At 55.6% G+C, this 12,906-nt stretch carries 12 protein-coding genes; 1 reads left to right on the forward strand and 11 read right to left on the reverse strand.

The window, feature by feature from the left end; genetic code table 11:
• Nucleotides 1–31: 31 nt before the first annotated feature.
• Nucleotides 32–718, forward strand: coding sequence for a rhomboid family intramembrane serine protease (locus tag GXX34_00685; GenBank protein HHW06040.1), 687 nt, complete (start codon nt 32–34; stop codon nt 716–718).
• A 132-nt stretch (nt 719–850) separates the two neighbouring features.
• Here GXX34_00685 and ligA read toward each other — a convergent pair whose 3' ends face one another.
• The 11 genes from ligA to GXX34_00740 form a co-directional block, all read right to left on the reverse strand.
• On the reverse strand, nt 851–2,872 hold the full coding sequence (gene ligA, locus GXX34_00690) for an NAD-dependent DNA ligase LigA (protein HHW06041.1): 2,022 nt from the start codon (nt 2,870–2,872) through the stop codon (nt 851–853).
• A 48-nt stretch (nt 2,873–2,920) separates the two neighbouring features.
• Entirely contained in the window at nt 2,921–5,074 is a 2,154-nt protein-coding gene (gene pcrA, locus GXX34_00695; protein HHW06042.1) for a DNA helicase PcrA, read from the reverse strand.
• A 189-nt stretch (nt 5,075–5,263) separates the two neighbouring features.
• Nucleotides 5,264–6,373: a D-alanine--D-alanine ligase gene (locus tag GXX34_00700; protein HHW06043.1), complete on the reverse strand. Its 1,110-nt coding sequence runs from the start codon at nt 6,371–6,373 to the stop codon at nt 5,264–5,266.
• A gap of 74 nt (nt 6,374–6,447) precedes the next feature.
• The gene (locus GXX34_00705; protein HHW06044.1) at nt 6,448–7,119 is read right to left on the reverse strand and encodes a bifunctional phosphoribosyl-AMP cyclohydrolase/phosphoribosyl-ATP diphosphatase HisIE; all 672 of its coding nucleotides are present in this window, start codon (nt 7,117–7,119) and stop codon (nt 6,448–6,450) included.
• Complete coding sequence (hisF, locus tag GXX34_00710; protein HHW06045.1) at nt 7,116–7,871, reverse strand: imidazole glycerol phosphate synthase subunit HisF; 756 nt, start codon at nt 7,869–7,871, stop codon at nt 7,116–7,118. Before hisF ends, GXX34_00705 begins: the two co-directional genes overlap by 4 nt.
• Nucleotides 7,872–7,890: 19 nt before the next feature.
• Nucleotides 7,891–8,613: a 1-(5-phosphoribosyl)-5-[(5-phosphoribosylamino)methylideneamino]imidazole-4-carboxamide isomerase gene (gene hisA / locus GXX34_00715; GenBank protein HHW06046.1), complete on the reverse strand. Its 723-nt coding sequence runs from the start codon at nt 8,611–8,613 to the stop codon at nt 7,891–7,893.
• A 27-nt stretch (nt 8,614–8,640) separates the two neighbouring features.
• A complete protein-coding gene (gene hisB, locus GXX34_00720) occupies nt 8,641–9,231 on the reverse strand; it encodes an imidazoleglycerol-phosphate dehydratase HisB (GenBank protein HHW06047.1) in 591 nt (196 codons plus the stop codon).
• On the reverse strand, nt 9,213–10,517 hold the full coding sequence (gene hisD, locus GXX34_00725) for a histidinol dehydrogenase (protein HHW06048.1): 1,305 nt from the start codon (nt 10,515–10,517) through the stop codon (nt 9,213–9,215). The genes hisB and hisD overlap by 19 nt, the downstream gene beginning before the upstream one ends.
• The gene (locus tag GXX34_00730) at nt 10,517–11,191 is read right to left on the reverse strand and encodes an ATP phosphoribosyltransferase (protein ID HHW06049.1); all 675 of its coding nucleotides are present in this window, start codon (nt 11,189–11,191) and stop codon (nt 10,517–10,519) included. The genes hisD and GXX34_00730 overlap by 1 nt, the downstream gene beginning before the upstream one ends.
• Nucleotides 11,184–12,359, reverse strand: a complete 1,176-nt coding sequence (gene hisZ / locus GXX34_00735; protein HHW06050.1) for an ATP phosphoribosyltransferase regulatory subunit — start codon at nt 12,357–12,359, stop codon at nt 11,184–11,186. The genes GXX34_00730 and hisZ overlap by 8 nt, the downstream gene beginning before the upstream one ends.
• A 43-nt stretch (nt 12,360–12,402) precedes the next feature.
• Nucleotides 12,403–12,717 carry a hypothetical protein gene (locus tag GXX34_00740; GenBank protein HHW06051.1) on the reverse strand — a complete coding sequence of 105 codons (315 nt, stop codon included), beginning with the start codon at nt 12,715–12,717 and terminating at the stop codon, nt 12,403–12,405.
• Nucleotides 12,718–12,906: the final 189 nt, after the last annotated feature.

A 12,906-nucleotide genomic window follows, 5' to 3' on the forward strand; every position in this document is an offset into this window, starting at 1 on the left:
CAAAATCCAGTATGGATGCTCGAGGTGGATCATGATTCCCATTAGAGACAGTATTCGACCGCGGAAAACACCTGTGGTGAATTGGCTGCTCATCGGCCTCAACATTTATATCTTCATCCTGCAAACAACCTTGTCGCCCAGGGAGCTGCGGCTGTTCTTCCACCAGTTCGGCGTCATCCCGGCCCACATCATCCACCTGGACTTGCCCATGCTCTTAGCCGGGCACTGGGAGCCTTTCGTGCCCCTGGTAAGCTCCATGTTCCTTCACGGCAGCTGGTGGCATTTGCTGAGCAACATGCTGTATCTCTGGGTGTTTGGCGATAACGTGGAAGACCGCTTGGGACATTTGGGCTACCTGTTTTTTTATGTGGCTATGGGATTAATCGCCGCCTTAACCCATGTCTGGTCGGATCCCTTCTCCACCGTCCCGATGGTGGGCGCCAGCGGCGCCGTGGCCGGGGTCCTGGGCGCCTACTTTGTCGCTTTTCCCAGGGCCAGGGTCCTGGCCCTGGTACCGGTGTTCTTTTTCCTGACCATTGCGGAAGTCCGTGCCGTGTTCTTTCTCTTCCTATGGTTCCTCCTGCAGGCATTATCGGGCCTGGGCACCATCCAGGGCGCCCAGTCCGTGGCCTGGTGGGCTCATATCGGCGGCTTCCTGGCGGGAGCCTTAACCTTTTTATTATTTAGGCCAAGGGCTCCCCTCCGCCGGTTCCCCTAATCCTGACACCGGGGCACCGGTGTGCGGTGATGGAACCAATGGGGCGGCAGCCGGCAGGAAAGGCCGGCCTCGGGGCTCACCCGGTGCGGCCCCCATCCAGCAGCCCTCAACACGGTTTCCCGCCCAGTAAGGTTATTCTTCCAGAGAACCTTGATGCTCCCTGATCATGGCCATGAACTCTTCTTCATTGAGAATAGGAATATTTAAGCTCACGGCCTTGTCATACTTGGAACCGGGTTTGGCACCGGCCACTACGTAATCGGTCTTGCTGCTGACACTGGACGAAACCTTTCCTCCCAGTTTCTCGATCAATGCCTGGGCCTCTTTCCGGGAATAATGCTCCAAAGTGCCCGTTAAAACGAATTGCTTCCCGCTCCAGGGCAGGGCCGCCGCCTCTTCCCTGGGCTGTTCCATATTGACCCCGGCTTGAGCCAGTTTCTCAATCACCTGCCGGTTCTTTTCCTGGGCGAAAAAGTGCACGATGCTGGCTGCCACCTTCGGCCCGATCTCGTTGATCTCCGTAAGCAAGCTTTCCTCCGCCCGGGCCAGGGCTGCCATGGTGCCGAAATGGTCGGCCAAGATCCTGGCGGCTCTCTGCCCCACATGCCTGATGCCCAGGCCGAACAACAAATGGTGCAGGGGCCGTTCCTTGCTGGCCGCAATAGCGTTGAGCAGGTTGGTCACCGATTGATGTCCCATCCGTTCCAGGCCGATCAAATCTTCATATTTTAAATAGTACAGGTCCGCTACGTCATGGATGAGATCGGCATTGAGGAGCTGTTCAATCACTTTAGGCCCCAAGCCTTCAATATTCATGGCATCCCTGGATACAAAGTGGATCATGCCTTCCCTGACCTGGGCCGGGCAGGACAAGCCGCCGGTACAGCGATGGGCTGCCTCTCCTTCCAGCCGGACCACCTCGGAACCGCATTCCGGGCAGCGTTCAGGGAAGCGGAAAACCCGCTCAGTCCCGGTCCGGTGTTCCGGCAGCACCGCCACTACTTCGGGAATAATATCCCCCGCCTTTTGCACCACCACGGTGTCACCGATCCGGATATCCTTTTCCAGGATCATATCCTCATTATGCAGCGTGGCTTTGCTGACCGTAGTCCCGGCCAGCCGCACCGGCTTTAAAATGGCCGTCGGCGTCAGCACCCCGGTGCGCCCCACCCGCACGATGATATCTTCCAGGACCGTCACCGCCTGCTCCGCCGGAAACTTGTACGCCACGGCCCACCTGGGGCTTTTGGCCGTGTTGCCCAACCTGGTTTGGAACTCCAGTTCATTGACCTTAATTACCATGCCGTCAATCTCGTAGGCTAGAGAAGCTCTTTTTTCCGCCCAGGCCCGGCAGTAGGCGTAGACTTCCTCCACACCGGCAGCCAGCTTGCGCTCGGGATTCACCGGCAGCCCCAGTTCTGCCATGAGCTCCAATGCTTCCCAGTGGGTATCGACCCTTTCTCCCTCCATATGAATGATTTCGTAGAAATAGGCACTTAAAGAACGGGAGGCGGCGATGCGGGGATCCAGCTGCCGGAGGGAACCGGCGGCGGCATTGCGGGGATTGGCAAACAGTTCTTCCCCTCGTTCCTCTCTTTCCCGGTTCAACCGCTGGAAAGCGGCTTTAGGCATGTAGGCCTCACCCCGTACAATCAAGCGGGGCAGGGGCTTCTTCAATCGCAAGGGTATCACTTTGATGGTCTTGAGATTCCGGGTGATATCTTCACCCACCAGCCCGTCGCCGCGGGTGGCTCCCACGGTAAGCAAACCGTTTTCATAAGTCAGGGCAATGGACAGGCCGTCGATTTTGGGTTCCACCACGTAGGCCGGCGCTTGGCCCAGCATGGAAATCACCCGGCGGTGAAAATCCTGCAAATCCCCTAAATCAAAGGCGTTGTTCAAGCTCAGCAAGGGGCGATAATGCTTGGCCGTGGCAAAGCCTTTCAGGGGCGCACCGCCCACCCGCTGGCTGGGGGAATCCGGTGTCAAAAACTGTGGGTATTTAGTCTCCAACTCAATGAGCCGCTGCATCAACCGGTCATATTCCCGGTCGGAGATCAGCGGTTGATCAAGGACATAGTACCGGTAATTATGTTGTTCAATTTGCTCCCGCAGCTGAAGAATTTCTCGTTCCACTTCTTGCAAAGACGGCATTGTTACCATCCCTCCGGTATGAACTGTTCATCAAGTCAATGGGCCTGTTTACTTGGATACCGGCGTTAACGGGGCATACTTGGCCAGCAGTATCTTCAAGCCTTGATCCGGAAACGCCACCGTCAGCTGCTGGTCATCCCCCTGCCCGGCTACCTTCACGATAACCCCCACACCCCATTTCGGGTGACTCACTTTATCTCCCAGCTGGAAGCCTCCTTGGGGCGCCGCCGGTTTAGGTTCAGCCGCAGGCCTGGAGGTGCTCCGAACTTCCCGGTCCCGGTTTTCCGTTTCACTGACCAGGTGTTCCGGTATTTCGGACAGGAAACGAGAGGGGGGATTGTACACGGTATTGCCGTACAAGGTCCGCTGCCAAGCTCTGGTGAGGTACAGTTCCTCCTGGGCCCTGGTCATACCTACATAGCAGAGACGCCGCTCCTCTTCCAGCTCCTCCACCTCCAGCATGGAACGGCTGTGGGGAAACACCCCTTCTTCCATGCCGGTGATGAAAACGACGGGGAATTCCAGTCCTTTGGCGGTGTGCAAGGTCATGAGCACCACCCGGTCCTTTTCTTCCGACAAGTTGTCCAAATCCGTCACCAGTGAAATCTGGGCCAGGAATCCTTCTAACGTTTTCTCCTCACTATACTTGTCGTAATCATGGGTGACGGACAGGAACTCCTGCAAGTTCTCCAAGCGCCCTTGGGCCTCTTCCGTATTCTCCCTTTTCAGTTCTTCCAAATAGCCCGTCTCTCGCAGGACCAGCTCCGTCAAATCGGTTACAGATATCCTGTCCACTTTTTCCCTGAAACCCATCATCATGGCACCGAAATTGGCCACCGCCCCCGCGCGGCTGCCCAGGCCCGGGATTTCTTTTGCTTGCATCACCGCTTCCAAAACCGTCAGCCCCTGCTGCCGGGCATAATCCTCCAGTTTCAGCCAGGTCCCTTCTCCAATCCCGCGCTTCGGCACATTGATAATCCGGGCCAGGCTTAAAGCATCGGCCGGGTTCGCCAGCACCCGCAAGTAAGCTAGAATATCTTTAATTTCTTTCCGCTCATAGAACTTGATGCCGCCGAAAATTTCATAAGGGATCCCATTCTTCAAGAAAGTCTCTTCCAGGACCCGGGACTGGGCGTTGGTACGGTACAGCACGGCAAAGTCCCGGTAGGCGCGTCTTTTCTCCTGGCGCTGCCGGTAAATCTCCCCGGCCACAAAATGAGCTTCATGATGCTCGTTTTCCCCTTGAAAGACGGCGATTAAAGCGCCTCCTTCTTTATCGGTCCACAGGTTTTTGGGCTTCCTGCCGGTATTGTTGGCAATGACGGCATTGGCGGCATCCAGGATAACCTGGGTGGAACGGTAATTCTGTTCTAATTTGACTACCCGGGCATCCGGGTAATCGTCTTCAAAATCCAGGATATTCTGCATGTTGGCACCCCGCCAGCCGTAGATGGACTGGTCCGGATCCCCCACCACACAGATGTTCCTGTGCTCCTCCGCCAGCAGCTTGACCAGGATGTACTGGGCGTGGTTCGTATCCTGGTATTCATCGACGAGAATGTATTGAAATTTGTGCTGGTAATAGCGCAGCACCTCCGGATGCTGCCTGAACAGCTGCACCGTAAGCATCAGCAAATCATCGAAATCCAGGGCATTTAATTCTTTCAGCCTTTTTTGGTACAGCCGGTACACCTCCGCTCCCTTAACTTCGAAGAAATTGCCGGCCAGGTCAAAAAAACGCTCCGGATCCCACAGCATGTTCTTGGCATTGCTGATCACATTGAGGATACTCCGGGGCGGGAACTTCCTGTCGTCCAGGTTCAATTCCGCCATGCAGCGCTTGACCAGCGTCAACTGGTCATCGGCATCGTAGATGACAAAATTGGGCTGGTAACCCAGCACGGAAATGTCCTTGCGCAGGATCCGCACACAAGCGGCATGAAACGTACTCACCCACATGTATCTTAAATCGGCGCCCACCAACCGGCTGAGCCGTTCTTTCATCTCCTGAGCCGCTTTGTTGGTAAAAGTGATGGCGAGAATGCGGGCAGGGTCCACCCCTTTTTCCGCCAAGAGGTAAGCGATCCGGTGGGTCAACACCCTGGTTTTACCGCTCCCGGCTCCCGCCAGCACCAGGAGCGGTCCTTCCGTGGTCCGCACTGCCTCTTGCTGCCTGGGATTGAGGGTATTAATGATATCCAAAGGTCTGCCTCCTTAATGCATATCGGTGTCTAGAGTATTTTACCATAAAATTTTACCACAAAAACGCCCTCTATGGCGGAAAAAGGCAACCGGCGTTGACCGGAAAGTCCGGGTGACTTTCCGGTCAACGCCGGTTGCCCTCATCATGCCCCGCACGGGGCCGGCACTCCGCCGGACGCCCGGTACGAATCAGTCCATATAAGCATAACGGTTACGGCTCCGATCCCGGTGCCGTGCCAGCGCCAAGTCAATTAACTTTTCCAGCAGCTTCGGGTAGGGAAGTCCCGCGGCCTCCCAGAGTTTAGGATACATGCTGATGCGGGTAAAACCGGGGATGGTGTTAATCTCATTGATGAGAACTCGCTGGTCTTGGCGGGTCACAAAGAAATCAACCCGGGCCATACCGGCGCAATCAATGGCTTGAAAAGCCTCCACCGCCAGGCGCCGGATCTCGTCCGTTACTTCCCCGGGTAGGTCGGCCGGAATAATTAGCTCCGAATCATCCGCTATGTACTTGGCTTCATAATCGTAGAACTCATTGCAAGGAATAATCTCTCCAGGCACCGATACCTGGGGATCATCATTACCCAGCACGCTCACCTCAATCTCCCGGCCGTCAATATTTTCCTCCACCACCAGCTTGCGATCATACCGGGCCGCTTCGTGTAAAGCCTGCATCAAGTGTTCACGGTTTTTCGCCTTGGAGATGCCGACACTGGAACCTAGATTAGCCGGCTTCACAAAACAGGGATAACCGATCCGGGCCTCTACCATTCCCACCACTTCTTCCGGCCGGCGCTCCCAGTCCCGCCGGAACACACTCAAAAACTTGGCCTGGGGCAAGCCGTGATAGGCAAAGAGTTTTTTCATCAAGATTTTATCCATACCAACAGCGGAGCTGGCTACCCCGCCCCCCACGTAAGGGAGATTGGCCAGTTCCAGCAGTCCCTGTACACAACCGTCTTCCCCGTAGGTGCCGTGCAGCACAGGGAACACCACATCAATGGGCTTTCCCAGTTCCGCTTCATAGGACCCGTGTTCTTGCAAAGGTACCAGATACGGTCTCTGGGGATCCGGGCTCAGGATCACCGGCAGCAAATCTCCACGGAAGCCCTGCTGCAGGACCTCCTGGGGTCCCGCACCAACCAGCCAGCGCCCTTCTTTGGTAATGCCTACCGGCAGCACGTCGTATTTTTCTTTATCTAAGGCATTAATCACTGATGCGGCAGATTGCAAGGAGACTTCATGTTCCCCCGAACGTCCGCCGAACAAGACGACAACCCGTAATTTCCCTGACATGAAAGGTCACCTCAATGTTATGGTCAATATTTATCCTATGCTGCCGAACCGGTAAACATGCCCAGCCATGTCCGCTATTTCCTGCGACCGGCCAGTTCCGCGGCTATCTCGCCCAGACTGATCCCTTGTTCCGCCAGCAACACCAGCAAATGATACAGCAAATCAGATACTTCATAGACGACCTCGTCCCGGTTTTTGTTCTTGGCACCGATAATGACTTCCGCCGTTTCTTCCCCTACTTTTTTCAAGATCTTGTCCAGGCCTTTTTGAAAAAGATAGGTAGTGTAAGAACCTTCCGGCAGTTCTGCTTTCCGCTTTTCGATCACCCCGGCCAGTTCCCCTAACACGCTGCCCAGCCGGAGCCCCTCCCGCACGGTGGGTTGTTCCCCTGCCGTCACCGTGCCCGCACCGGTGAAACAGTAATGAAAACAAGAATGATACCCTTCGTGACAAGCGTCTCCTACTTGTTCCACTTTGATGAGAAGGGTATCCCCGTCGCAATCGTAATAGATTTCCTTCACCTTCTGGTAGTGGCCCGACGTGGCTCCTTTATGCCAGAGGGTTTGACGGCTGCGGCTGTAAAACCAGGTCTCACCGGTTTCCAAGGTCTTGAGGATGGATTCCTTATTTTGATAGGCCAGCATAAGCACCTGGCCCGTGGTCGCCTCTTGCACAATGGCCGGGATGAGCCCCTCCCGGTTGAACTTTAAATGGTTGATGAATGCTTCCGCCGCCTGCCGGTTCATAAAGACACCTCCACCCCGTGGGCCGCCAAAAAGGCTTTGGCTTCCTTGATACTAATGATGCCGAAATGAAAAATTGAGGCTGCCAGGACGGCATCCGCCTGTCCGAGGGTTAATGCTTCGTACAAATGCTGTAAGGTACCCGCACCGCCGGACGCAATCACCGGAATACCGGAGGCTTCCCGTACCCTCTTGGTTAAGGCCAGGTCATAGCCATCCCTGGTCCCGTCCCGGTCCACGCTGGTCAGCAATATTTCATCAGCTCCCAGTTCAGCCACCTGCCGCGCCCAGTCCAGGGCATCCAGGCCGGTCCCCTTTTGGCCGCCGCTGATGACGACTTCCCATTTCCGGTCGTTTACCAGCTTGGCATCAATGGCCACCACAATACTTTTTTCAGGAAACTTTTCTTTGGCTTCCCGGATGAGTTCCGGTCGCAGCACCGCCCCGGTATTGACGGATACTTTATCGGCACCGGCTGCCAGCATATCTTCCATATCCTGAAGGGTCTTCATGCCACCGCCAAAGGTCAAGGGGATGGAGATATGCTTTTTCACCTCCCGGATAATGGAGATGAACTTGGGCCGTTCTTCCTTTTTACCCTGGATATCCAAGATCACCAGCTCGTCGGCACCTTCCCTTTCATAAGCACGGGCCAGCTCCACCGGGTCTCCCGCATCTTTTAACCCGGCAAAATTAACTCCCTTGACCACACGCCCGTCCTGCATATCCAGGCAAGGAATAATTCTCTTTTTCATTGTCCTCCACTCCTGACGGTTACTTGAATAGGTTGACCGCTTCACGCAAATCAACGGTTCCCATGTAAAGAGCTTTGCCGACGATAACCCCTTCCAGGCCAAAAGGCTCCAGTTCTTTCAAAGCCCGGAGATCATCCATGGAAGATACCCCGCCGGCGGCAATGATGTTAATACCCAGTTCCTCCGCCAGCAAGCGAATACTCTCCAAGTTAGGCCCCCGCATGGTCCCGTCCCGCCGGGTATCCGTAAAAATGATCCTGTTCACGCCCCAGTTTTTCACCTCGTGACCGAGCTCCAGAAAAGTCTTCTCCACCGTGGCTTCCCATCCTTCCACAGCCACCAGGCCGTCTTTGGCATCAATTCCCACGGTAATCCGTTCACCGAACCGCCGGCAGGCCTCCTGCACCAGGTCAGGATCAGCGATGGCTGCCGTGCCTAAAACCACTCTCTCCACCCCGGCAGCCAGGGCTCTTTCGATGGTAGCCATGGTCCGTACACCGCCCCCCAATTGGAGTGGGACGGACACGGCCCGGGAAATCTCCTCTACCACGTCCAGGTTCTGGGGCTCACCGATGAATGCCCCGTCCAAATCCACCAGGTGGATAATAGGCGCCCCCAATTCCTCCCATTGCTTAGCTGTCTCTACCGGGTCATCGGAAAACACCGTCATTTGTTCAGGATCCCCTTGGAGCAACCGGACACATTGGCCCTCCCTCAGGTCGATGGCTGGAATGATCAACACTCTTATTTCCCCCATTCCCATTTGGATTTACAGTATACCTTTGGTAGAAGGGATGCCCTTCTCCCTTGGATCGAAGGATACGGCTTGCCGGAGGGCTCGACCTACCGCTTTGAATACCGCCTCAATAATGTGATGGGTGTTGTGTCCTGTCTCCTGCTTAACATGCAGTGTTACCCCTCCATGCAGGGTAAAAGCGCGCCAGAATTCTTCCACCAGCTCCGTATCAAAGTCCCCTACTCTACCTTGCGGCAAAGCCACTTGCATGCTGAGATATGGCCGGCCGCTGAGATCAACCACCGCCAGCACCAAAGCATCATCCATAGGTATCCAAGCACTGCCGTAACGCTGGATGCCTGTCTTGTCGCCGATAGCCTGGCTCAAGGCCCGGCCCAGGCAGATACCCACATCTTCCACCGTGTGATGGGCATCGACGGCCAGATCCCCCGTTACCCTGGTCAAATCCAAATTTAAGCCCCCGTGGCGCACCAGCTGCTGCAGCATGTGATCGAAAAAGCCTATGCCCGTGGTTCCCTGCATGACTCCTTGACCGTCCAGTTCCAGCGTCAAGGCAATGTCTGTTTCCCCGGTGGCGCGGGTAATCACTGCTTTTCTTCCCATGCCGCCACCCTCCTGCGCACCGCCACGGCCCTCCCGTGAGCAGCCAGGCCTTCTACCCGGGCCAGTTCCTCCACGGCCTCCGCTGCCTCCAGCAAGCCGGCTTGGGTGTAACCAATCAAGCTGGTCTTTTTCATGTACATGTCCACATTTAGGGGTGAGGAGAAACGGGCCGTACCCCCGGTAGGCAGGACATGATTGGGCCCAGCATAATAGTCTCCCAGGGATTCCGGCGAATAATGCCCCAGGAAAACGGCACCGGCGTTTTCCACCCGGCCCAACCAGCTAAAAGGCTGGTCTAAGCATAATTCCAAGTGTTCCGGGGCAAAACGGTTGGCCAAATCGAAAGCCTCTCCCAGGTCGGCGGTGATAATTATGGCCCCCCTGTGCTCCAGCGACCGGCCGGCGATCTCCCGCCTAGGCAGCTCCGCCAGCTGTTTCATGACTTCCCGGGCCGTTTTTTCCGCCAAGTCTCTCTCCGGGGTAATTAAAATGGAACGGGCCAGGGGATCGTGCTCCGCCTGGGAGAGGAGATCCGCGGCCAAAAAGACCGGGTTGGCCGTTTGGTCGGCGATAATCAAGATCTCACTGGGCCCAGCCAGCATGTCAATATCCACATCACCGTAACATAGTTTTTTCGCCATCGTGACATAAATATTCCCAGGTCCGACAATTTTATCCACAGGATTGATGGTCTCGGTACCATAAGTCAGAGCGGCCACGGCCTGCGCTCCGCCTATTTTATAGATCTCCGTGACCCCCGCTTCCTTGGCGGCCACCAGGGTATAAGGATTAACGGTACCGTTCCTGCCCGGCGGTGTCACCATCACCAGTTCTTTCACCCCGGCTACCAGGCCGGGCAGCGCCGTCATCAACACGGAAGAGGGGTAGGCCGCCCTGCCCCCGGGCACATATAACCCCACCCGGGTCAAGGGCCGGTAGAGCTGGCCCAGAATATTGCCTGCCTCATCCACCTGCCACCAGGATTTCTCCAGCTGCCGGCGGTGAAAATTAATAATGTTTTCTTTGGCCTGTCTTAAAGCTTTCAAAAAACCCGGCGTGACTTCGTCATAAGCAGCCTCGATTTCCCCGGCGGTCACCTGCAGTCCTTTACCGGCCAGGGAAGCCCCGTCAAACCGCTCCGTGTAGTCATATAATGCCCGGTCCCCGTCCCGTCGCACCGTATCAATAATTTCCATGACTTGCGGCAGTACTTCATAGCCGCTGATTTGTCCCGCTTTTCTTAACTCCTCCACCACGGGATCCTGACTGTCAATAATGCGCAGCACTAGTCCGCCCCCATTTCTACCACTTGTTTTAATCGCTGCACCAGCGGCTCCAATCGTTGATAATCCATCCGGTAGCTCACCCGGTTGGCGATCAGGCGAGCCGTGGCGCTGAAAATATCACTGACGGCCACTAACCGGTTTTCTCTCAAAGTCCTGCCCGTGGACACGATGTCGACGATCATATCTGCCAAGCCAACCCTGGGCGCCAATTCAATGTTACCGTGCAGCTTGATTACTTCCACCTGCATCCCCAGGGAAGCAAAGTAGTTGGCCGCCACCCGGGGAAACTTGGTCGCTACTCTCTTGTGATTGAGCTTCCGCAAGTCCGGCTCCCCGTCCACGGTAATCCTCGCCGCCGTCTCTTCCGGCAGCGCCACCACAAACCGGCACAAGCCAAACTTCAGGTCCACCAGCTCAAAAACATCGGCTCCCGCTTCTTCAATGGTGTCCTTCCCGACCACACCCAAAGCCGCCGCCCCGTAATCCACGTAGACCGGGATGTCCGTGGGGCGGCAGATAATGTAACGGTAACCTTCCTCCGGGTATTCGAACACCAGCTGCCGGTCCTCCGTTTTCAAGCCTGCCGCAGGCAGCCCCGCTTTCTGGAAAAGGGCCACGGCTTCCTCCCCTAATTTGCCTTTCGGGAGCGCGATCGTCAGCAAAGACCTATCCATTTTCCCCCTCCTCCGGAATCCCGACCACCTGAGCTATGTTTCGCCGGGCCGCGTAAGCCGCCGCCTCTTGCCGGGAGCGTCCCAGGAGGTCAATTTCCACTTTCAAACCCCGTTGTCTCAAGCGTTCCGCTTCTTTCAAACGCTCCGGTACTTTTCCTCCCACCACCAGGACATCCACCGGCGCCTCATTAGCCCCGGGCAGGGTTTGCATGAGCCTTTCAATGCCGAAAGCGAAACCAATGGCCGGTACGTCCCAGCCAAACTGCCCCAGCAGGTGATCATACCTGCCGCCGCCGCAAACGGGATAGCCCAATCCGGCGGCATAACCCTCGAAAACGATGCCTGTATAATATTCCAAGTCCCGCAGGATACTGAAATCAAAAAACACGTACCGGGCCAAACCCAGCGCATCAAGGGACTGGTATACTTCTTCCAACTGTTCAATGGCCTGCACCATGGCCGGGATGCGGGCAAGGCTCTTGGCTTTTTGCAGCACTTCCCGGCCGCCCCGCAAGGCCAGGATGTTTTTGATTTCCTGCCCCAAAGGCCCGGCCAAGCCCAAAGCAGACAACCTGTTTTCCAGTCCTACGAAGTCCTTGCGGGCAATCAGCCATTTGATCTCTTTGCTCAACTCCGGGGCTACGCCCGCATTGGCCAAGAAGCTGTCCGTCAGCACCACATGGCCGATACCTACCTGGAATTCCGTCAAACCGGCCTGTCTTAAAGCTTCCACCGCTAAAGCCAGCATTTCCGCATCGGCGCCGGTACCCGCGGCCCCAATTAATTCCACACCCCCCTGGTAGAACTCCCGTTGCCGGGCACCACCCAGCGCTTCATAACGAAAAGCATTGCCGAAATAAAACAGCCTCACCGGCAAAGGCTCCTCCCGCAAGTGGGTAGCCACCATACGGGCAATGGGGGTGGTAAGATCCGGCCGCAGGGCCAGGATGCGCCCCGTCGGATCAATCAGCTTGTATAACTGTTCCTCCGCGCTGCTGCCCTTTAACTGTTCATAGTACTCCAGACTGGGCGGGATGATTTCCCGGTAGCCCCAGGCAAGAAACAGGGAAGACAGCTTTTCTTCCAGTTTACGCCGGCTGAAAGCTTCCGGGGGCAGTATATCCCTCACCCCGGGCGGGATCTGCCAAGCGGCAGGATTGACAACCATCGCCAACACTCCTTTAACACATTAAAGTGTTAACGCAATGGTATCACTCTTTTTTCTGCCTGTCAATCTCTTTTAAACGTGAAAGAATTAATTTATACCCGTCCGCGCCGTAATTGAGGGCTCTTTTTACGCGGCTGATGGTAGCCGTGCTGGCACCGGTGGTTTCCGCAATAGTGGTGTAAGTGTAATCCTGGTCCAGCATCTTGGCCACTGCCAATCGCTGGGCAATGGACTTTAACTCAGCCACCGTGCAGATGTCCTCGAAGAACCGGTAACACTCCTCTTCATTTCTCAGCAGTAAAATCGCCTCAAACAAAGCGTCAATGAAAGGATCTTTCAATTTGCTTTGATAGGCCATGGCTATTCCCCCTCTGACCCTTCCTATATTTTATTTATTTTGCCCGTCCTGCTCAGTCATTGTTATATGAGCCTTTTGCAAAATAGCCCCTTTGTAGAAAAAGAAAACAAGTTGCCATACTGCCGCAAAGCGCAATTTTCTAAAAACACTTTAGCGGGCAGCAGTAATATCGGTATCAACCGATTTTAA

It is taken from the genome of Clostridia bacterium (assembly GCA_012840125.1).
In the GTDB taxonomy this organism is placed as follows: domain Bacteria; phylum Bacillota; class DULZ01; order DULZ01; family DULZ01; genus DULZ01.